Origin of the sequence: Thiobacillus sp. 65-1402 (assembly GCF_001897685.1) — a bacterium.
Lineage (GTDB): Bacteria > Pseudomonadota > Gammaproteobacteria > Burkholderiales > Thiobacillaceae > Thiobacillus.
Genome location: NZ_MKUG01000174.1, coordinates 1 through 18,942, shown reverse-complemented (window position 1 = coordinate 18,942; position 18,942 = coordinate 1). Strand labels below are relative to the sequence as shown.

Here is an 18,942-nt window from a genome sequence, read left to right as displayed (position 1 = left end):
ACATGCTGGGCCTGGGATACGGCCTCGGCAGCCTGCTGCCGGATGTCGGCGGCATGCCCTACCTGACCTTCCTCGCCGCCGGCACGGTCGCCTACAGCACGATGAACGCCGCCACGTTCGAGGTGCTGTATTCGAGCTTCTCGCGCATGCACGTGCAGCGCACCTGGGACGCCATCCTCAACGCGCCGCTCACGCTCGACGACGTGATGCTGGGCGAGCTGACCTGGGCGGTGGCCAAGAGCCTGCTGTCCGGGCTGGCGATCCTGGCGGTGATCTGGGGACTCGGGCTCTACGGCGATTTCTGGATGACGCTGTGGATCATCCCGGTGGTGGCGCTGGTCGGCTTCTGCTTCGGCGGCATGGGGCTGGTGATGAATGCGGTGTCGCCGAGCTACGATTTCTTCCTCTACTACTTCACGCTGGTGATCACGCCGATGGTGCTGCTGTGCGGCGTGTTCTTTCCGGTATCGCAACTGCCGCTGCCGGTGCAAAGCGTGTCGGCCTGGCTGCCGCTCACCCATGCCATCGATCTGGCGCGCCCGCTGGTCGTCGGCAGCATGCCCGACAACATTGCGCTGCATGCCGCCGCGCTGCTGGTTTACGGCAGCCTGGGCTATGTCGTCGCGCTGGCGCTGACGCGGCGGCGTCTGCTCAAATAGTCAAACGCCGGCCGCCTGCCGGTCGGCGTGATAGCTCGAGCGCACCATCGGTCCGCAGGCGGCATGCCTGAAGCCCATCGCCAGCGCCTCCTGCTCGAACTGCGCAAAGCGTTCCGGGGTGACGAAACGCAGCACCGGCAGGTGATGCTGCGAGGGCTGCAGATACTGGCCGAGGGTCAGCATGTCGACGTCGTGCGCACGCAGGTCGCGCATCACCTGCAGGATCTCGTCGTCCTCCTCGCCCAGCCCCAGCATCAGCCCGGACTTGGTCGGAATGTCGGGATGGCACGCCTTGAAATCCTTCAGCAGCTTGAGCGAGTGCGCGTAGTCGGCGCCGGGACGCGCCGCCTTGTAGAGACGCGGCACGGTTTCCAGGTTGTGGTTCATCACGTCGGGCGGCGCCATGTCGAGCATGTCGAGCGCCTTCTCCAGCCGGCCGCGGAAATCCGGGGTGAGGATTTCGATGCGGGTGGCCGGCGAGGCTTCGCGCACCGCCGCGATGCACTGCGCGAAGTGTTCCGCCCCGCCGTCACGCAGGTCGTCGCGGTCGACGCTGGTGATCACCACGTATTGCAGCGCCATCAGCGCGATCGTCTCGGCCAGGTGGCGCGGCTCGTCGGCGTCCGGCGGCAGCGGCGTGCCGTGGCCGACGTCGCAGAAGGGACAGCGCCGCGTGCACAGGTCGCCGAGAATCATGAAGGTGGCGGTGCCGTGGCCAAAGCATTCGCCGAGGTTGGGGCACGAGGCCTCTTCGCACACCGTGTGCAGCTTCGCCTCGCGCAGGATGCCCTTCAGCCGCGCCACGTTCGGCACGTTGGGCGACTTGGCGCGGATCCAGGGCGGCAGGCGCATGCGCGGCTGCGGCACGATCTTGATCGGAATGCGCGCGGTCTTGGCGGCGCCTTTGTGCTGGAGAGGGTCTGCCATAATATGCTCGGAACAACGTCGGGAATATCAACTCTTGGGATTTTAGCTTATGCGCCTGTCGACCCTGACCCTGCTGGCTGCGTGGAGTAGCGTCTCCATAGCCGGCGCCGATTTCAGCGTGGATGCGGAAACCGGGCTGGCCACCTGGCAAGCCGAAAGCGGCGCCATCCAGGTGCGCCTGACCCAGATCAGCCCGGACCAGGCGCGCGGTTTTTATCAGGCGCGCGGTTTTTCCGCCACCGCGGCGGAACGCTACGCCGCCGAATGCATCTTCATGACGGTGGTGCGCAATATCGGCGAGACGCCGATTCAGCACCGCCTGGCCGACTGGCGCTATGAACCGGCCGGGCAGCCGCCACGCGCCATTCGCAGCAAGGTCGAGTGGGAACGCATCTGGAAACGCCAGGGCGTGAACGAGGCCGCGCGCATCGCCTTCAACTGGGCGCAGTTCCCCGCCGCGCAGACCTTCGCGCCGGGGGACTGGAACCAGGGCATGACGACCTACAGCGTGCCGCGCAACGGCCAATTCGACCTGCGCTTCGTCTGGCGCGCAGACGGCAAAACCCATTCAGGAAAACTCGAACAGGTGAGGTGTGCAAATGAAACGTCTTGATCGCATCGCAGGCATGCTGCTGGGGACGGCGCTGATATTCGGCATCCCGGCCACGACCGGCGCCCACGCAGCGGACCTCCCGCCGCTGTCCCACAGCCTGATGAAGCAGGCGCCCAAGCCCGCTCCGGCACTCAAGCTGAAAGACATCGACGGCGCAACGCACGATCTGGCGAAGCTCAGGGGCAAGGTCGTGCTGATCAATTTCTGGGCAACCTGGTGCCCGCCGTGCCGGCGCGAAATGCCGTCGATGGAACGCCTGTCGCAGGCGCTCAAAGGCGAAGCCTTTGCGGTGCTGGCAGTCGATGTCGGCGAAGACGCCGACACCATCCACGCCTTCACCAGCCAGCTCGACACCGCGCTGCACTTTCCCATTCTGCTCGACAGCACGAGCCGCGCCATGCAGGCCTGGAAGGTGGCGGGGCTGCCGACCACCTTCCTGGTCGACAAGCAGGGGCGCATCGTCGCCAGCGCCATCGGCGGGCGCGAGTTCGACCATCCGGACATGGTGAAGGCGATCCGGGACGTGATGGGGAAGTAGGGGCTAGGGGCTGGGGCCCGGGGGCTGGTGGATCGTGTTCAGCAGCGCCTGCCCGAGGGCTTCTTCGACCTGCGCGAGCGGCAGGGTGATACCGAGGTCGCGGCATTGCGTCACCGGCATGCCGGCGTAGCCGCAGGGATTGATGGCGGCAAACGGCGCCAGGTCCATGTCGACGTTGAGCGCCAGCCCATGATAAGTGCAGCCATGCTTCACGCGCAGGCCGAGCGCAGCGATCTTGGCGCCGGCGACATACACGCCCGGCGCCCCTGCCAGCCGTGCGGCGGCCACGCCCTGCGCCGCCAGCAGGTCGATCACCGCCTGCTCCAGGCGCACCACCAGTTCGCGGATGCCGTAGCCGCGCCGCCGCAGGTCGACCAGTACATAGGCCACCACCTGTCCCGGCCCGTGGTAGGTGATCTGGCCGCCGCGGTCGATCGGGACGACGGGAATGTCGGTTTCGGCGATCAGGTGCTCGGGCTTGCCGGCCTGACCCTGGGTGTAGACCGGCGGATGCTCCAGCAGCCATAGCTCGTCCGGGGTATCGGCTGTGCGCCGCGCGGTGAAGTCCTGCATCGCCCGCCAGGTCGGGGCGTACTCGACCCGCCCCAGGCTCCGGACGCAGAGCCCCGGGCTGCCGTGCACACCCCCTTGCCGCGTGCAGCTCGAATCTTGCGCCTCGCCGTTCACAACGCCATCTTCACCCACGGATGCGCGGTGATCTCGCGATACAGCGCATCGAGCTGCGCCTTCGAGGTGGCACGCACCACGCAGGTCACGGACAGATAGTTGCCGCTGCTGGACGCGCGCATCTCGACGGTTTCGGCCTTGAAATCGGGCGCATGGCGCAACACCAGTTCGACCATGGTCTGCGCGAAGTCGTCGCGTCGCTGGCCCATGATCTTGATCGGGAAGTCGGTGGGAAATTGCAGCAGGGTGTCTTCTTCGCTCATGCGCGCATCACCTGTTGTTTGAAGGTTTGATACAACGCGTCCATCCGTCGCGCAATGGGGCCCGGCACGCCGGCGCCGACCGGGACGCCATCCAGCTTCACGATGGCCATGATTTCCTTGGTCGACGAGCTCATCCACAGCTCGTCGGCGGCGCGCACCTCGGCTTCGCCGATCGCCCGCACCTCATGCGGAATGCCGTGTGCCGCCGCGAGTTCCAGCACCACGTCGTAGGTGATGCCGGTCAGCATCAGGTTCGATGGCGGCGGCGCCAGCAGCACGCCATCCTTCACCGCGAAGATGTTGCTCGCCGCCCCTTCGGTCAGAAACCCGTCGCGCAGCATCACGGTCTCGGCACAATCGGCGTCGACCGCCTGCTGGCGCAGCAGGATGTTGGCCAGCAGCGAAATCGCCTTGATGTTGCAGCGTAGCCAGCGGTTGTCGACGGCGGTGACCGCGCACACCCCGGCGGCTTTTTGCTCGGGTGTGGCCGTCAGCAGCGGCTGCGCGAACATGAACACCGTCGGCGGCACGCCCTTGGGGAAAGCGTGGTCGCGCGGCGCAACGCCGCGGGTGACCTGGATGTAGATCGACTGGTCGGCGAAATCCTGCAGTTCAATCAAGCGCAGGATCAGGTCGCGCCACACATCGATCCCGTGCGGATTGGCTAGGCGTATCCCGTCGAGGCTGCCTTGCAGGCGGCGCAGGTGGTCGTCGAGCCGGAACGGCTTGTTCGAATACACCGGCACCAGCTCGTACACGCCGTCGCCGAAGACGAAGCCGCGGTCGAGCGCCGGGATCTTCGCTTCGGCAAGCGGCAGGAACTGGCCGTTGAGGTAGGCGCTCATTGCGCGAACAGCAGCCGGATCGAATCCCAGCCGCGGCCGAAAATGCCTGCCACGCCGACATCCTGCAGGGCAACCAGCGGGTAATCGCCGAGCGGCTGGCCGTCGAGCGTCAGCAGCAGGGTGCCCAGGCGCTGGCCCTTGCGCACCGGCGCCACGACCGGCTGCTGGGTGGTGGCCTGGGCCTTGATGCGAGCGCCGCCGCCCTTGGGTACCAGCACATGGAAATCCTGCGCAAACCCCATGCTCACCGAAGGGCGCACGCCGCGGTACAGCTTCGACACCTTGACCGGCTGCTGCGCGCGGAAGAGCAGCACGCTGTCGAAACTTTCAAAGCCGTAGTTGAGCAGCTTCAGGGTGTCCTGCGTACGCAGCGCGTCCGATCGCGTGCCCAGCGCCACCGCGATGCGGCGCTGGTCGCCGCGCTGTGCCGATGCCGCCATGCAATAGCCGGCCTGCGGCGTACGCCCGGCTTTCAGGCCGTTTACCGTGCTGTCGCGCCACAACAGGCGATTGCCGTTGTAATAGGTGATGCCCTTGAACGCAAACTCCTTCTGGGCGAACAGCGCCAGCCGATCCGGGTAGTCGCGCGCCAGTGCCCGGCTCAGCAAGGCGAGGTCGCGCGCGCTCGACTCATGCCCCGGCTCGCTCAATCCGGTGGCGTTCAGGAAACGGCTCTTGCTCATGCCGAGCCGCCTGGCCTCGCGGTTCATGCGTTCGACGAATGCCGCCTCGCTGCCGTCGGTCGCCGTCACCAGCGTCAGCGTGGCGTCGCTGGCCGACTGCACCAGCATCGCCTGCAACAGGGTGTCGACGCGCACCTGCTCGCCTGCCACGAGGAACACGCGCGCGCCGTCGGCCTGGACGGCGGCTTCCGGCACGGCGACCGTCGCGTCCAGGCGGAGCTTGTTTTTGCGGATATCGCCCAGCAGCACATAGGCCGTCATCAGCTGGGTCAGCGACGCCGGCGCCAGCGGCAGGTCGGCCTGATGCGCCGCCAGCTCGCGCCCGCTCGCCTGGTCGATCACCACCCAGGCGCGCGCCGAGACGCCAGCGGGGGCGGCCCATAGCGGGGCGGAGAACAGCAATGCCAGCCCCAACCAGATCAATTTCATGCGCAGTCCCATTGTCAATCGCGTCTAACCAGGACTGCGTTCAGGTCGAGACGTTCCCGCACCCGCGCACGATCCGCATGCGCCGCGTCGTCGCTGAGATAGGGACCGACCTGCACGCGGTGTAGCGAACCGTTGAGCACCACGCGGGTGCGGCCGGCATCGAGTTGCAGCGCCCGCGCCAGGCGTTCGAGCAATTGCTGCGCGTTATCCGGGCGCGAAAACGCGCCCACCTGCAGATAGACGCCGTCGAGCAGCGCTTCGCCGCGGGTATCGTAGGCCGCGGGATCGAGGCTTTCCACCCGCACGCGCGCGCTGCCGCCCCCCAGATACCCCAGCTTGTAAGCGGCGGTATACGACAGGTCGATGACGCGCTTGCTGTGGAACGGCCCGCGGTCGTTGATGCGCACCACCACCGACTTGCCGGTGCCGAGCGCGGTGACCCGCGCATAGCTGGGAATCGGCAGCGTGGGATGCGCCGCGGTCATGGCGTACATGTCGTACGGCTCGCCCGACGCGGTCTTCCTGCCATGAAAGCGGCGGCCGTACCACGAGGCCTGGCCTTCTTCGCGATGGGCGCGGCGCTCGGTCTGCGGGGTGTAGGCGTTGCCCAGCGCGACGTAGGGGCGGTTGGCGAAGCGATGCAGCGGCTCGTCGCGCGGCTCCGCGTCGGGTACCGCATCCAGGTTCGCCGGCGGATTGGCCTCGGGGCCGTCGTCGAGGTAATAGCCGCCCTTCTTTGCCGTCGCGGCGGGAGGCGGCTGCTTGGCGGGAACCGACGGGCTGCTGCCGCAACCGCCCAGCGCCAGGGCGGCGGCGGCCAGTCCCAGAATCAGGATCGTTTTCATGGCGGTATTTTATCGCGTCACGTTTTGTTCAGCTGACGGTGCGTCGCCACGCTCATCAGGATGCCCATCCCCAAGAGCAAGGTGATGAGCGCCGTCCCGCCATAGCTCATCAAGGGCAGCGGCACGCCGACCACCGGCAGGATGCCGGACACCATGCCCATGTTGACGAACACGTAGGTGAACAGATTGAGGCTCAGCGTGGCCGCCATCAGGCGCCCGAACTGGGTCGGCGCGCGCGCTGCGATGGTCAGGCCGCGCGCGACGATGGCCAGATACAGCCCGACCAGCAGAATCGCACCGATATAGCCGAACTCCTCGCCGAACACGGCGAAAATGAAATCGGTGGTGCGCTCGGGAATGAAGTCGAGCTGGTTTTGCGTGCCCTGCGTCCAGCCCTTGCCGAACAGCCCGCCCGAGCCGATCGCGATGGTGGACTGGATGATGTGGTAGCCGTCGCCGAGCGGGTCCGACGTGGGGTCGAGCAGGGTCAGCACGCGCCGCTGCTGGTAGTCGTGCAGCAGCCCCCATACCACCGGCAGGCTCGCCGCGCCGAGTGCGGCGCCGCCGAACATGGCCTTCCACGGCAGGCCGGCGAAGAACAGCAGGTAGAAGCCCGAAGCGCCGAGCATCAGCGCCGTGCCCAGATCGGGCTGGCGCAGCACCAGCAGGAACGGCACCAGCAGCAGGGCGCCGCCGACCAGAAAATGCTTGGCGCGCAGCACCGCCTCGTTGCGCTGGAAATACCAGGCCAGCATCAGCGGCAGCGCCAGCTTCAGCAGTTCCGACGGCTGGAAGGCCATCACGCCCAGATTCAGCCAGCGCCGCGAACCGTTGCGGATCTCGCCGAACAGCGCCACCCCGATCAGCAGCACCACCCCGGCCGCATACAGGGGCGGGCCGACCTTGGACAGCAGATGCGGCGGCACGTTGGCCATCACCACCATCACCGACAGCGCCAGCCCCATGTTGACGAGATGGCCGCTGATGCGCGCCGGGCTCTGGCCCGAAGCGCTCGCCACCACGGCCAGGCTGATGCCCAGCAGCAGCAGCACCAGGACCAGCAGGATGCCGTCGAGGTGGCTCAGCCGGCGCACGATCCAGTGTCTACTCTGCGGCATTGTCCGTCTCCAGCTTCATGTTGCCGGGGCGTTTCCCCGTCAGGTAATAATCGAACACCGCGCGCGCGACCGGCGCCGCGACCGAACTGCCATGGCCGCCGTTTTCCACCATCACCGCGACCGCTATGGTGGGGTTTTCGGCCGGGGCATAGGCAATGAACAGCGCATGGTCGCGATGCTGCCGCGCCAGGCGGCTTTCGTCGTAACGTGCCCCCTGCTTGATGCCGACCACCTGCGCCGTGCCGGTCTTGCCGGCTATCGTGTACGGCGCGCCGGCCGCGGCTACCGACGCCGTGCCGCCCGGGCGCATCACGTCCATCATGCCTGCGCGCACCACCCCGAGATTTTCCGGGTCGATCGCCACCTGCCGGCGCACGACGGCCGGCTGCGGCTGCCAGACATGGTTGAGCGGGTCGCGCACCGCCTGCACCAGACGCGGCTCGATCCGTTTGCCGCCATTGGCGAGCATGGCGGTCGCCGTCGCCAGTTGCAGCGGGGTGGTCAGGTGATAGCCCTGGCCGATGCCGGCGATCACCGTCTCGCCGGGATACCAGGCCTGCTTGAAGCGGCGCTGCTTCCAGTCGCGCGAAGGCAGCAGGCCGGACGACTCGCCTTCCAGGTCGATGCCGCTTTTCTCGCCGAGGCCGAACTGCGCCAGGTAGTCGTGCATGCGGTCGACCCCCATGTCCACTGCCAGCTTGTAATAGTAGATGTCGCACGACTGGGCGATGGAGCGCCGCAGGTCGACGCTGCCGTGACCGCCGCGCTTCCAGTCGCGGAACTGATGGCTGCTGTTGGGCAGCGTGAAATAGCCCGGATCGACGATGCTGTCCGCGGGCTTGCGCAAGCCCAGCTCCAGCCCGGCCAGCGCCATCAGCGGCTTGATGGTCGAGCCCGGCGGGTAGATGCCGCGCAATACGCGGTTCACCATCGGCCGCTCCGGCGATTCGTTGAGCGACTTCCAGGTTTCCGGGTCGATGCCGTCGACAAACAGGTTGGGGTCGAATCCCGGCTTGCTCACCAGCGCCAGCACGCCGCCGGTATTGGGATCGAGCGCCACCAGCCCGCCCAGGTAATCGCCGAACGCGTGCTCGGCCACCGCCTGCAGCTCCGCATCGAGATACAGCCGCAAGTCCTTGCCCGGCACCGGCGGAATCCGCGACAGCATGCGCACTGCGCGGCCGCTGGCATCGGTTTCCATCTGGTCGAAGCCGGTGCGGCCGTGCAGCAGGGTTTCGTAACTCTGCTCCAGGCCGGTCTTGCCGATGTGGACGCTGCCCTTGTAATTCTGCTCGCGGCCGTCCGCGCGCAGGCGTTTCAGGTCGCCGTCGTTGATGCGGCCGATAAATCCCACCACGTGCGCCATGCCGGGGCCGGCCTGATAATTGCGGAACAGCCTCGCCTTCACTTCCACCCCCGGCAGGCGATAGCGGTTGGCCGCCAGGATCGCCACCTCCTCGTCGGTGAGCTTGCTTTTCAGCGGCACGGTCTCGAACTCGTGCGATTCGGCGAGCAGGCGCCGGAAACGCCGCAATTGCCCCGGCGTAATCTCGATCAGCTGGCCGACCATGGCCAGCGTGGCCTCCAGATCGGAGGTCTGCGCCCGCGTCAGTTCCAGCGTGTAAGCCGAATAGTTTTCCGCCAGGATGCGGTCGTTGCGGTCCAGGATCAAGCCGCGGTTGGGCGCAGCGGGCACCAGCGAAATACGGTTGCTTTCGGCACGCTGGATGTAGTGATCGTGCTGCACGATCTGCAGATAAAACGCGCGCGCCAGCAGCGCGATCGCCAGCAGCGCGACGAACGCCGCGCCCGCTTTCAGCCGCCCGTGAAAGCGCGCCAGCTCGCGGTCCAGATTCTTGATCTGCGGCGCTAGCAGCATGCCCGGCCTTCCGTGCCGCACGCGTCGCGGTGCTGCCGGCGGGCTTGCCCCAGGCTCATGCCTGGCCCCGCAGGCCCTTGCCGTGCCACAGCCGAACAAACCCGGCGATCAGATACCACAGCAGGGTGCTGCTCAGCACCGGCAGCAGGATCACCAGCCCGGTCGGCGGATTGACCGCCAGCCAGCCAACCAGCAGCACCGCCAGCTGCCCCGTCAGCAGGATGGGGAACAGCTGCGCCGCCTGCCGGAACGGATCGAACTGCAGCAGCCGCAGGCGCAGGAACAGCACCAGGTAGACGTCGATCGCATAGGCGATGGCGTGCTGGCCGAACACCGCGCCGTCCTGAAAGTCGGCCAGCAGGCCGAGAAAGAATGCCGTTCCGAAGCCGATGCGGGCGGGCTGATGCAAGGCCCAGAACAGCACGCCAACCAGCACGAAATCCGGCCGCAAAGCCAGCGCCCAGCCCGACCACGGCAGCTGCTCCAGCAGCACCGCCAGGGCCAGGCTGCCCAGGATGCGACGCCAGCCGCCAACAGTTTGGGGGGTTGCGTTCATGGTTGGGCCACCCGCGGTTCAGCGACGAGTACCAGCACGGCCCGGGAACGGTCGAGGCCCGCCAGCGGCAGGCATTCCACCCGCAGGTAGGGGCTGGATTGCGAACGGGAAACCCGGCTCACGCGCGCCACCGGGATGCCGGCCGGGTACACCCGGTCGATGCCCGATGTCAGCAGACGGTCGCCGGGCCGGATATCGGTCTGGGTGGGCATGTAGCGCAGCTCCATCTGGCCGTGCCCGCTGCCGGCGGCCAGCCCGCGCTGGCCGGTGCGCTCGACGAACACGGGCGTCAGCTGGTCCGGATTGCTCACCAGCGTGACTTCGCTCGCGCCGGGAAAAACCCGGCTCACCTGTCCTACCAGCCCGATAGTGTCGATCACCGGCAGCCCGCTGCGCAGTCCCGCTCCGGCGCCGAGATCCAGCGTGATGCGCTGGGAGAACCAGTCGTGTCCCTGATACAGCGAGGCCGCCCGCACCATCTGCTGCCCGGGGCGGGTTTGCAGTTGCATCAGGGCGCGCAATTCGGCGTTTTCGCGCGCCAGATCCCGCGCCGCATTCACGCCGGCGATCAGCCGCGCCCGTTCGGCCAGCAGCGTATCGCGCTCTTTTTGCAGGAGGCGGTGGCGGGTAAAGAATCCGCCGAGTTCGGCAGCGACCGCGGCAGGCGCGCGCGTGGCTTCGCGCACCGGCTGCAGCAGCAGCGAAAACCCGCTGCGTACGCCTTCGAGCGCGTGATAGTGAGTATCGAGCACCACGCAGCTCGCGCCAACCAGCAGCCAGATCAACAGGCGTGCCGTCGGCCCCAGCCGGCGGGCGAACATGAGCTGACCCGGCGTCGCCATCGGTTACACCCCGGGATGCCGCGCCGCCACGCTCACTCGTTGGTGAACACCGATGCCAGCTTGTCCATTTCTTCCAGCGCGCGGCCGGAACCGCGCACCACGCAGGTCAGCGGGTCGTCGGCGACGATCACCGGCAGGCCGGTTTCTTCCATCAGCAGGCGGTCGAGGTCGCGCAGCAGCGCGCCGCCGCCGGTCAGCACCATGCCACGTTCGGCGATATCGGCACCCAGTTCCGGCGGGGTCTGTTCCAGAGCCTGCTTGACCGCGCTGACGATGGCATTGAGCGGCTCGGTCAGCGCCTCGAGGATTTCGTTGGACGACACATTGAAGCTGCGCGGCACGCCTTCGGCCAGGCTGCGGCCCTTGACTTCCATTTCCAGCACTTCGGCGCCGGGAAAGGCCGAGCCCATTTTTTTCTTGATCAACTCGGCCGTGGCCTCGCCGATCAGCATGCCGTAGTTGCGGCGGATATAGCTGATGATGGCTTCGTCCATACGGTCGCCGCCGACGCGCACCGAATTGGCGTAGACCACGCCGCCGAGCGAAATCACCCCGACCTCGGTGGTGCCGCCGCCGATGTCCACCACCATCGAGCCGGTGGCATCGGCCACCGGCATGCCCGCGCCGATCGCCGCCGCCATCGGCTCCTCGATCAGATACACCTGGCGGGCGCCGGCGCCGATCGCCGATTCACGGATCGCGCGGCGCTCCACCTGGGTCGAACCGCACGGCACGCAGATGATGATGCGTGGGCTGGGGCGCAGCATGCGGGTGTCATGCACCTTCTTGATGAAGTACTTGAGCATCTGCTCGGTAACGGTGAAGTCGGCTATCACGCCATCCTTCATCGGCCGGATCGCCTGCAGGTTGCCCGGCGTGCGGCCCAGCATCTGTTTGGCTTCCGCGCCCACCGCCTGCACGCTTTTCTTGCCGCTGCCCGCCGCATCGGTGCGGATCGACACCACCGAGGGCTCATCAAGCACGATGCCGCGGTCGCGCACGTAGATCAGCGTGTTGGCAGTACCGAGGTCGATCGCCAGATCGGTTGAAAAATAGCTGGTCAGGAACTTGAACATGGTGGCGGCTGCACCCGCACAGGCGGGTGAAAGGGCAGAAAAAACAAGGGGCCTATGATACCCTAACGGGCTTCGTTCCCGTAAGTCACCAGGTGCTTCCATGTCCCTCAGCCCGGACGACGTCAAGCGCATCGCCCGCCTTGCGCGCATAGAAATCAGCGATGTCGAGGCGCAGGCCACGCAGGCCCAGCTCAACAGCATTTTCGACCTCATCGCCACCATGCAGGCGGTGGACACAAGCGGCGTCGGCCCGATGGCCCATGCGCAGGAGGTCTATCAGCGCCTGCGCGACGACGCGGTGACCGAAACCGACCGCCACGCCGCCTTCCAGGCCATCGCCCCGGCAGTCGAGAACGGCCTCTATCTCGTGCCCAAAGTCATCGAATAAGCCATGTCCGACACATCCCTTTCCGCGCTCGCCGCGCAGCTCGCGGCGAAGCAGGTGTCCAGCCGCGAGCTGGCGCAGTCCTACCTCGACCGCATCGCCGCGCTGAACCCGGCGATCAACGCCTTCATCACGGTCGATGCCGAAAAAACCCTGGCCGAAGCGGCCGCCGCCGACGCGCTCATCGCCGCCGGGAAGAACGGCCCGCTCACCGGCGTGCCGATCGCCCACAAGGACATCTTCTGCACCGACGGCTGGCTCACCACCTGCGGCTCGAAAATGCTGCACAACTTCGTCGCGCCCTACGACGCGCACGTGATCCAGCGCTTCAAGGCCGCCGGCATGCCGAGCCTCGGCAAGACCAACATGGACGAGTTCGCCATGGGCTCGTCCAACGAAACCAGTTATTTCGGCGCGGTGAAGAATCCCTGGGACATCGCCCGCGTGCCGGGCGGCTCGTCGGGCGGCGCCGCCGCCTGCATCGCCGCGCGCATGGCGCCCGCCGCCACCGGCACCGACACCGGCGGCTCGATCCGCCAGCCGGCCGCGTTCACCGGCATCACCGGCTTGAAACCGACCTACGGCCTGGTGTCGCGCTTCGGCATGATCGCCTTCGCCTCCAGCCTCGACCAGGCCGGGCCGATGGCGCCGTCGGCCGAGGACTGCGCGCTGCTCTTGAACGTGATGACCGGCTTCGACCCCAACGACTCGACCAGCCTGGAACGCGACAAGGAAGACTACGCGCGCGACCTGGACAAGCCGCTCGCCGGCCTGCGCGTCGGTCTGCCGAAGGAGTTCTTCGCCGAGGGCCTCAACAGCGAAGTCGCTGCCGCGGTCGAAGCGGCGGTCGCCGAGCTGAAGAAGCTCGGCGCCACTCCGGTCGAGATCTCGCTTGCCAACTCGCAGCTCGCCATCCCGGTCTACTACGTGCTCGCGCCCGCCGAAGCCTCGTCCAACCTGTCGCGCTTCGACGGCGTGCGCTACGGCTACCGCGCGCCGGACTACGCCAACCTCGACGACATGTACTGCAAGACCCGCGCGCAGGGCTTCGGCGCCGAGGTCAAGCGCCGCATCCTGATCGGCGCCTATGTCCTGAGTCATGGCTATTACGACGCCTACTACCTGCAGGCGCAGAAAATCCGCCGCCTGATCGCCGACGACTTCAGCGCGGCGTTCGAGGCCTGCGACGTCATCCTCGGCCCCACCGCGCCCGGCACCGCGTTCAGGCTGGGCGAAAAATCCGACGACCCGGTGGAGATGTACCTGAACGACCTCTACACCATTCCCGCCAACCTCGCCGGCCTGCCCGGCATGAGCCTGCCGTGCGGCTTCGACAGCCAGGGCCTGCCGATCGGCCTGCAGCTGGTCGGCAACTATTTTTCCGAGGCGAAGATGCTCAACGTCGCCCACCAGTACCAGTGCGCCACCGACTGGCACAAGCGGCTTCCGCCGCTGGGTGCGGCGTCGGGCGAGAAGCCTTAGGCGATGAAAGTCGTGACCCGCACCCTGCGCCTCACCCCTCACCCCTCACGCCTCACGAGGTTACACGTATGAAGTGGGAGACCGTCATCGGGCTGGAAGTCCACACCCAGCTCGCTACCCAGTCCAAGATCTTTTCCGGCAGCAGCACCGCCTTCGGTGCCGCGCCCAACACCCAGGCCTCCGCGGTCGACATCGCACTGCCCGGCGTGCTGCCGGTACTGAACCGCGGCGCGGTCGAGTGCGCGATCAAGTTCGGCCTGGCGATCGGCGCCACGCTCAACCGCGTCAACGTGTTCGACCGCAAGAACTACTTCTACCCCGATCTTCCCAAGGGCTACCAGATCAGCCAGCTGGCGAAACCCATCGTCGAGGGCGGCACGCTGAAAATCGTGGTGGATGGTGAAGAAAAAACCATCCACCTCACCCGCGCCCACCTGGAGGAAGACGCCGGCAAGTCGCTGCACGAGGACTTCCACGGCATGACCGGGATCGACCTCAACCGCGCCGGCACGCCGCTTTTGGAGATCGTCTCCGAGCCGGAGATGCGATCAAGCGCCGAGGCCGTCGCCTACGCTCGCGCGCTGCATACCCTGGTGACCTGGATCGGCATCTGCGACGGCAACATGCAGGAAGGCAGCTTCCGCGTCGACGCCAACGTCTCGGTGCGCCCGGTGGGGCAGGCCGAATTCGGCACCCGCCGCGAGATCAAGAACCTCAACTCCTTCCGTTTCCTGCAGCAGGCGATCGACTACGAAGTGCGCTGGCAGATCGAGACGCTGGAAGACGGCGGCCGCATCGAGCAGGCCACGGTGCTGTTCGACCCCGACAGCGGCGAGACGCGCATGATGCGCAGCAAGGAAGACGCGCACGACTACCGCTACTTCCCCGACCCCGACCTGCTGCCGGTCAAGCTCGACGAAGGCTGGGTCGAGGCGGTGCGCGCCGCGCTGCCCGAACTGCCCGCCGCGATGCAGACGCGCTTCCAGCGCGACTACGGCGTGTCGGCCTACGACGCGGCGGTGCTCACCGGCTCGCGCGCGCTCGCCGACTACTTCGAGGCGGTTGCGAAAACCTGCGGCCAGGGCAAGCTCGCCGCCAACTGGGTGATGGGCGAGCTTTCGGCCGCGCTCAACAAGGCCGAACTCGACATCGCGGCGAGCCCGGTTTCCGCCGCCCGGCTCGGCGCGCTGATCGCGCGCATCCAGGACGGCACGCTGTCCGGCAAGCTCGCCAAGCAGGTGTTCGAAGGGCTGTGGGAAGGCGCCGGTGAGGTCGACGCCATCATCGACGCACGCGGCCTCAGGCAGATGTCGGATTCCGGCGAACTGGAAAAGATCGTCGACGAGGTGCTGGCCGCCAACCCGAAGTCGGTCGAGGAATTCCGTTCCGGCAAGGACAAGGCCTTCAACGCGCTGGTCGGCCAGGTGATGAAAGCCAGCCGCGGCAAGGCCAACCCGGCGCAGGTCAACGAACTGCTGAAAGCCAAACTGCAGAATTGAAAAAAGCGGCCTGGCCGGATGTCCGGCCAGGCCGCTTTCCTGATTCCGTTCCTTACTGCTTGCCCGACAGCTCGACGAAGCGCGCCTTGTCGGCCGCATACTTTCCGCGCACCTTCTCCATCGCCTCCTCGTTGCTCTGGATGGTGCGCTTCAATTCCTGCTGCTCGCGGGTGGCCTGCTCCAGTTGCTCCGTCAGACCCGCCCCCACCTTGCGGCCCGCCTGCTCGATCTTGGCGATGCGCGTCCGCAAATCGGCCAGATTCGCTTCCACCGCCTTGCCGCGGATTTCGGCGCCCTTGATCGCCAGCTTGTGGTGTTCCAGCGCACGGTCGCGCGCCAGGTCGATTTCCGCTTCGGTGGTGTAAGTCGAGGTCAACGCGCGGTCGAGCTGCGCCTGTTTTTGCTGCTCCTGCTGAAGGCGTTTTTGCGCGGACAGGCGCTCGGCTTCGGCGCGGCGCTCCGCCTCCGACTGGGTGCGCCTGATGATGCTGCCCTGCTTGTTCATCTCGGCAGCGCCGCTTTTCTGGTAGCTCGGCGGCAGGGTGTCGCTGTAATGCACGCGGCCGTTGCCATCCACCCAGCGGTACATCGCCGCCTGTGCGGTGCCCGCGGCCAGCAGCACGGCAACCGCCAGTGCGCTAAACGCCGTATTTCTCCCGATAACCCGCCACAGTCTGCAATTCAGTTTGTCGGTTCGCATCACGTTCCAGAAACTCCACCAGGTTGTCCAGCGTGACCACCGCCACCACCGGAATGCCATATTGTTCTCGTACTTCCTGTACCGCCGACTTGTCGCCGCTACCACGCTCCATGCGGTCCAGCGCGATCACCACCCCGGCCGGTTCGGCGCCCGCGCTGCGGATCAGGTCCACCGATTCGCGCACCGAGGTGCCCGCCGAAATCACGTCGTCGACGATCAGCACCCGCCCCGTGAGCGCCGCGCCGACCACCGTGCCGCCCTCGCCGTGATCCTTGGCTTCCTTGCGGTTGTAAGCGTACGGCACGTTCCTGCCCATCCCCGCCAGCGCGATCGCAATGCCCGCCGCCAGCGGAATCCCCTTGTAGGCCGGCCCGAACAGCACGTCGAAGGCGATGCCGGAGTCGACGATGGCTTTCGCGTAAAATTCGCCCAGCCGTTTCAGCTTGTCGCCGTCGTTGAACAGCCCCGCATTGAAAAAGTAGGGGCTCATGCGCCCCGCCTTGGTTTTGAACTCGCCAAAACACAACACCTGCGACGCGATGGCGAACTCCACAAACTCGGCTTTGTAATCGGACATTTCCTGACTTTTCTTGAATAAAAACGCAATGCGAATTATATCGGCCAACCTCAACGGCATCCGTTCCGCCGCCACCAAGGGCTTCTTCGACTGGCTGCCCGCGCAAGGCGCCGACGTCGTCTGCGTGCAGGAGCTGAAGGCGCAGGCCGCCGACCTCAAGCCCGAATTCATCCGCTGCGACGGCCTGACCGGCGCTTTCCACTACGCCGAAAAGAAGGGCTACAGCGGCGTCGGCGTCTACACCCGCCAGGCACCGCAGAAGATCGTCGAAGGCCTCGGCGTGCCCGAATTCGACGCCGAGGGGCGCTACATCGAAGCGGATTACGGCAAGCTTGCCGTCATTTCGCTCTACCAGCCCTCCGGGTCGAGTTCCGAGGAACGCCAGCAGGCCAAGTTCCGCTTTCTCGACGCCTTCTTTCCGCACCTCGAAGCGCTGATGAAGTCCGGCCGCGAAATCGTCATCTGCGGCGACTGGAACATCGCCCACAAGGAAATCGACCTCAAAAACTGGAAATCCAACCAGAAAAACTCCGGCTTCCTGCCCGAGGAGCGCGCCTGGATGACGCGCCTGTTCGACGAACTCGGCTGGGTCGACGTCTACCGCAGCCTCTACCCACATCACGAAGGCGAGGCCTACACCTGGTGGAGCAACCGCGGCCAGGCCTGGGCGAAGAACGTCGGCTGGCGCATCGACTATCAGATCGCCACCCCCGGCATCGCCGCCAAAGCCACCTCCGCCAGCGTCTACAAGGACCAGCGCTTCTCCGACCATGCGCCGCTGATTGTCGATTACGATTACGGCCCATGACGCTTCGCGCCCACCCCTGGCTCAACGCCCTCAAGGTCTATACCCACCCGCGCGTCGTCGGCATGCTGTTCCTCGGCTTCTCCGCCGGGCTGCCGCTCTTGCTGGTGCTGGGCACGCTGTCGTTCTGGCTGTCGGAGGCGGGCATCGCGCGCGCCACCATCGGGCATCTGTCGTGGGTGGGGCTGGCCTACGGCTTCAAGTTCCTGTGGTCGCCGCTGGTGGACCGGCTGCCGCTGCCGCTCCTGACCCGCATGCTGGGACGGCGGCGGGCGTGGCTGCTGCTGTCGCAGGTCTGTATTGCGCTGGCGCTGCTGGGGATGGCGAACACCGACCCGGTGGTCAATCTCGCGCACACGGTGTTCTTCGCGCTGGCGGTCGCCTTCGCCTCGGCGACGCAGGACATCGCGCTCGACGCCTACCGGATTGAAGCAGTGGAAACCGAAAAGCAGGGTGCGATGGCGGCGACCTACCAGGCGGGTTATCGCATCGCGATGATCACGGCCGGCGCCGGCGCGCTGTGGATCGCGGCGAGCGTCGATCCGTCCGAGGCGACCTACGACTTCCGCCCCTGGCAGGTGGCGTACACGGCGATGGCCGCGCTGATGGCCGTCGGCATCCTCACCACGCTGATCATCCGCGAGCCGGAAAAGAAGGTTTCCAGCGAAACCAGCGCGCGCGAGACGCATGCGCGCACGAAGTTCGCCGCCGCCGGATTGCGCGGCTGGCCGCTGGCCGCAACGGCATGGTTGTACAGCGCGGTGCTGTCGCCCTTCATCGACTTCATCCAGCGCTACAAGTGGCAGGCGCTGCTGATGCTGGCGCTGATCGCCGTGTATCGCATCTCCGACGTGGTGATGGGAGTGATGAGCAATCCCTTCTACCAGGAACTGGGCTTCACCAAGGACGAGGTGGCAACCGTCTCCAAGGTCTACGGCGTGATCATGACCATCGCCGGCGCGGGGCTCGGCGGCCTGCTGGTGATGCGCATGGGCGTGATGCGCACGCTGTTTTTCGGCGCGGTGCTGTCGGCGGCGACCAACCTGCTGTTCGTCTGGCTGGCCGGGCGCGGCCACGACGTCGGCGCGCTGGTGTTCACCGTGTCGGCGGACAACCTCTCCGCCGGCATCGCCTCGAGCGCCTTCGTCGCCTACCTGTCGGGGCTGGTCAACCAGGCCTATTCGGCCACCCAGTACGCGCTGTTCACCTCGGTGATGCTGCTGCTGCCCAAGTTCATCGCGGGCTTTTCCGGCGAGTTCGTCGATGCGTATGGCTGGGCCAACTTCTTCACCGGCACCGCGCTGATCGGGGTACCGGTGCTGCTGCTGGTGTGGCTGGTTTCCAGGGGTCAGGGATCAGGGGTCGGGGGCCAGGAAAAACCATGATCGAATTCTCCCTCCTCACCGCGTTGCTCGCCGGCCTGCTCGGCGGGGTGCATTGCGTCGGCATGTGCGGCGGCATCGTCGCGGCGTTTTCCTTCCGCGCCGACGGCAGCACGCCGCCGTTCCGCCTGCATCTGGCCTACAACCTGGGG

22 protein-coding genes are annotated in these 18,942 nt (G+C 66.7%); 9 read left to right on the top strand and 13 right to left on the bottom strand.

What is annotated here, in order from left to right; translation table 11 throughout:
• A partial coding sequence (locus tag BGO62_RS13255) for an ABC transporter permease (protein WP_296643326.1) occupies positions 1-659 on the top strand: 659 nt, incomplete at its 5' end.
• Here BGO62_RS13255 and lipA read toward each other — a convergent pair.
• Positions 660-1,586 (bottom strand): lipoyl synthase, encoded by a 927-nt coding sequence (lipA, locus tag BGO62_RS13250; RefSeq protein WP_296643324.1) that lies wholly within the window; start codon positions 1,584-1,586, stop codon positions 660-662.
• Between the two features lie 49 nt (positions 1,587-1,635).
• Here lipA and BGO62_RS13245 point away from each other — a divergent pair, with 49 nt between their 5' ends.
• Together BGO62_RS13245 and BGO62_RS13240 are read left to right on the top strand one after the other, a co-directional pair.
• Entirely contained in the window at positions 1,636-2,199 is a 564-nt protein-coding gene (locus BGO62_RS13245) for a hypothetical protein (RefSeq protein ID WP_296643322.1), read from the top strand.
• Complete coding sequence (locus BGO62_RS13240) at positions 2,186-2,737, top strand: TlpA disulfide reductase family protein (RefSeq protein WP_296643320.1); 552 nt, start codon at positions 2,186-2,188, stop codon at positions 2,735-2,737. The genes BGO62_RS13245 and BGO62_RS13240 overlap by 14 nt, the downstream gene beginning before the upstream one ends.
• Before the next feature lie 3 nt (positions 2,738-2,740).
• Here BGO62_RS13240 and lipB read toward each other — a convergent pair whose 3' ends face one another.
• From lipB to BGO62_RS13190, 10 genes are read right to left on the bottom strand one after another with little or no spacing between them, the layout of a single operon-like run.
• Positions 2,741-3,379 carry a lipoyl(octanoyl) transferase LipB gene (lipB, locus tag BGO62_RS13235; protein WP_296643293.1) on the bottom strand — a complete coding sequence of 213 codons (639 nt, stop codon included), beginning with the start codon at positions 3,377-3,379 and terminating at the stop codon, positions 2,741-2,743.
• A 41-nt stretch (positions 3,380-3,420) separates the two neighbouring features.
• On the bottom strand, positions 3,421-3,687 hold the full coding sequence (locus BGO62_RS13230) for a DUF493 domain-containing protein (protein ID WP_296643291.1): 267 nt from the start codon (positions 3,685-3,687) through the stop codon (positions 3,421-3,423).
• Positions 3,684-4,532, bottom strand: coding sequence for a D-amino acid aminotransferase (locus BGO62_RS13225; RefSeq protein WP_296643290.1), 849 nt, complete (start codon positions 4,530-4,532; stop codon positions 3,684-3,686). Before BGO62_RS13225 ends, BGO62_RS13230 begins: the two co-directional genes overlap by 4 nt.
• Complete coding sequence (locus tag BGO62_RS13220) at positions 4,529-5,644, bottom strand: D-alanyl-D-alanine carboxypeptidase family protein (RefSeq protein ID WP_296643289.1); 1,116 nt, start codon at positions 5,642-5,644, stop codon at positions 4,529-4,531. Before BGO62_RS13220 ends, BGO62_RS13225 begins: the two co-directional genes overlap by 4 nt.
• A gap of 14 nt (positions 5,645-5,658) precedes the next feature.
• Positions 5,659-6,489: a septal ring lytic transglycosylase RlpA family protein gene (locus BGO62_RS13215; protein ID WP_296643288.1), complete on the bottom strand. Its 831-nt coding sequence runs from the start codon at positions 6,487-6,489 to the stop codon at positions 5,659-5,661.
• A gap of 17 nt (positions 6,490-6,506) precedes the next feature.
• Positions 6,507-7,607, bottom strand: coding sequence for a rod shape-determining protein RodA (gene rodA, locus BGO62_RS13210; RefSeq protein ID WP_296643285.1), 1,101 nt, complete (start codon positions 7,605-7,607; stop codon positions 6,507-6,509).
• Positions 7,594-9,486, bottom strand: coding sequence for a penicillin-binding protein 2 (gene mrdA / locus BGO62_RS13205; protein ID WP_296643284.1), 1,893 nt, complete (start codon positions 9,484-9,486; stop codon positions 7,594-7,596). The genes rodA and mrdA overlap by 14 nt, the downstream gene beginning before the upstream one ends.
• A 55-nt stretch (positions 9,487-9,541) precedes the next feature.
• Entirely contained in the window at positions 9,542-10,042 is a 501-nt protein-coding gene (gene mreD / locus BGO62_RS13200; protein WP_296643282.1) for a rod shape-determining protein MreD, read from the bottom strand.
• On the bottom strand, positions 10,039-10,884 hold the full coding sequence (mreC, locus tag BGO62_RS13195) for a rod shape-determining protein MreC (RefSeq protein ID WP_296643280.1): 846 nt from the start codon (positions 10,882-10,884) through the stop codon (positions 10,039-10,041). Before mreC ends, mreD begins: the two co-directional genes overlap by 4 nt.
• A gap of 32 nt (positions 10,885-10,916) precedes the next feature.
• A complete protein-coding gene (locus tag BGO62_RS13190) occupies positions 10,917-11,960 on the bottom strand; it encodes a rod shape-determining protein (RefSeq protein WP_296643277.1) in 1,044 nt (347 codons plus the stop codon).
• 100 nt (positions 11,961-12,060) lie between these two features.
• On the opposite strand from BGO62_RS13190, the gene gatC reads away from it, so the two are divergent.
• The 3 genes from gatC (at position 12,061) to gatB (ending at position 15,326) form a co-directional block, all read left to right on the top strand.
• Positions 12,061-12,348 carry an Asp-tRNA(Asn)/Glu-tRNA(Gln) amidotransferase subunit GatC gene (gene gatC / locus BGO62_RS13185; protein ID WP_296643275.1) on the top strand — a complete coding sequence of 96 codons (288 nt, stop codon included), beginning with the start codon at positions 12,061-12,063 and terminating at the stop codon, positions 12,346-12,348.
• A 3-nt stretch (positions 12,349-12,351) separates the two neighbouring features.
• Positions 12,352-13,827: an Asp-tRNA(Asn)/Glu-tRNA(Gln) amidotransferase subunit GatA gene (gene gatA / locus BGO62_RS13180; protein ID WP_296643273.1), complete on the top strand. Its 1,476-nt coding sequence runs from the start codon at positions 12,352-12,354 to the stop codon at positions 13,825-13,827.
• Between the two features lie 68 nt (positions 13,828-13,895).
• A complete protein-coding gene (gatB, locus tag BGO62_RS13175; protein ID WP_296643268.1) occupies positions 13,896-15,326 on the top strand; it encodes an Asp-tRNA(Asn)/Glu-tRNA(Gln) amidotransferase subunit GatB in 1,431 nt (476 codons plus the stop codon).
• A gap of 52 nt (positions 15,327-15,378) precedes the next feature.
• On the opposite strand, the gene BGO62_RS13170 is transcribed toward gatB, so the two are convergent.
• Positions 15,379-15,948 carry a DUF4124 domain-containing protein gene (locus BGO62_RS13170; protein ID WP_296643266.1) on the bottom strand — a complete coding sequence of 190 codons (570 nt, stop codon included), beginning with the start codon at positions 15,946-15,948 and terminating at the stop codon, positions 15,379-15,381.
• A gap of 16 nt (positions 15,949-15,964) precedes the next feature.
• Complete coding sequence (gene pyrE, locus BGO62_RS13165; RefSeq protein ID WP_296643263.1) at positions 15,965-16,603, bottom strand: orotate phosphoribosyltransferase; 639 nt, start codon at positions 16,601-16,603, stop codon at positions 15,965-15,967.
• Positions 16,604-16,631: 28 nt separating this feature from the next.
• Between pyrE and BGO62_RS13160 the strand changes: the two genes are divergently transcribed.
• The 3 genes from BGO62_RS13160 to BGO62_RS13150 form a co-directional block, all read left to right on the top strand.
• Positions 16,632-17,411 carry an exodeoxyribonuclease III gene (locus BGO62_RS13160; protein ID WP_296643258.1) on the top strand — a complete coding sequence of 260 codons (780 nt, stop codon included), beginning with the start codon at positions 16,632-16,634 and terminating at the stop codon, positions 17,409-17,411.
• Positions 17,408-18,793 (top strand): MFS transporter, encoded by a 1,386-nt coding sequence (locus BGO62_RS13155; RefSeq protein ID WP_296643255.1) that lies wholly within the window; start codon positions 17,408-17,410, stop codon positions 18,791-18,793. Before BGO62_RS13160 ends, BGO62_RS13155 begins: the two co-directional genes overlap by 4 nt.
• Positions 18,790-18,942, top strand: a 153-nt coding sequence (locus BGO62_RS13150; RefSeq protein WP_296643327.1) for a sulfite exporter TauE/SafE family protein, incomplete at its 3' end; no start/stop codon positions are given. The genes BGO62_RS13155 and BGO62_RS13150, both read left to right, overlap by 4 nt.

Bases quoted from the DNA above. Each gene is read 5' to 3' on its own strand.
- lipA (WP_296643324.1), bottom strand. From the start codon at position 1,586: ATGGCAGACCCTCTCCAGCACAAAGGCGCCGCCAAGACCGCGCGCATT.
- BGO62_RS13245 (WP_296643322.1), top strand. From the start codon at position 1,636: ATGCGCCTGTCGACCCTGACCCTGCTGGCTGCGTGGAGTAGCGTCTCC.
- BGO62_RS13240 (WP_296643320.1), top strand. From the start codon at position 2,186: ATGAAACGTCTTGATCGCATCGCAGGCATGCTGCTGGGGACGGCGCTG.
- BGO62_RS13230 (WP_296643291.1), bottom strand. From the start codon at position 3,687: ATGAGCGAAGAAGACACCCTGCTGCAATTTCCCACCGACTTCCCGATC.
- BGO62_RS13225 (WP_296643290.1), bottom strand. From the start codon at position 4,532: ATGAGCGCCTACCTCAACGGCCAGTTCCTGCCGCTTGCCGAAGCGAAG.
- BGO62_RS13220 (WP_296643289.1), bottom strand. From the start codon at position 5,644: ATGAAATTGATCTGGTTGGGGCTGGCATTGCTGTTCTCCGCCCCGCTA.
- BGO62_RS13215 (WP_296643288.1), bottom strand. From the start codon at position 6,489: ATGAAAACGATCCTGATTCTGGGACTGGCCGCCGCCGCCCTGGCGCTG.
- rodA (WP_296643285.1), bottom strand. From the start codon at position 7,607: ATGCCGCAGAGTAGACACTGGATCGTGCGCCGGCTGAGCCACCTCGAC.
- mrdA (WP_296643284.1), bottom strand. From the start codon at position 9,486: ATGCTGCTAGCGCCGCAGATCAAGAATCTGGACCGCGAGCTGGCGCGC.
- mreD (WP_296643282.1), bottom strand. From the start codon at position 10,042: ATGAACGCAACCCCCCAAACTGTTGGCGGCTGGCGTCGCATCCTGGGC.
- mreC (WP_296643280.1), bottom strand. From the start codon at position 10,884: ATGGCGACGCCGGGTCAGCTCATGTTCGCCCGCCGGCTGGGGCCGACG.
- BGO62_RS13190 (WP_296643277.1), bottom strand. From the start codon at position 11,960: ATGTTCAAGTTCCTGACCAGCTATTTTTCAACCGATCTGGCGATCGAC.
- gatC (WP_296643275.1), top strand. From the start codon at position 12,061: ATGTCCCTCAGCCCGGACGACGTCAAGCGCATCGCCCGCCTTGCGCGC.
- gatA (WP_296643273.1), top strand. From the start codon at position 12,352: ATGTCCGACACATCCCTTTCCGCGCTCGCCGCGCAGCTCGCGGCGAAG.
- gatB (WP_296643268.1), top strand. From the start codon at position 13,896: ATGAAGTGGGAGACCGTCATCGGGCTGGAAGTCCACACCCAGCTCGCT.
- pyrE (WP_296643263.1), bottom strand. From the start codon at position 16,603: ATGTCCGATTACAAAGCCGAGTTTGTGGAGTTCGCCATCGCGTCGCAG.
- BGO62_RS13160 (WP_296643258.1), top strand. From the start codon at position 16,632: ATGCGAATTATATCGGCCAACCTCAACGGCATCCGTTCCGCCGCCACC.
- BGO62_RS13155 (WP_296643255.1), top strand. From the start codon at position 17,408: ATGACGCTTCGCGCCCACCCCTGGCTCAACGCCCTCAAGGTCTATACC.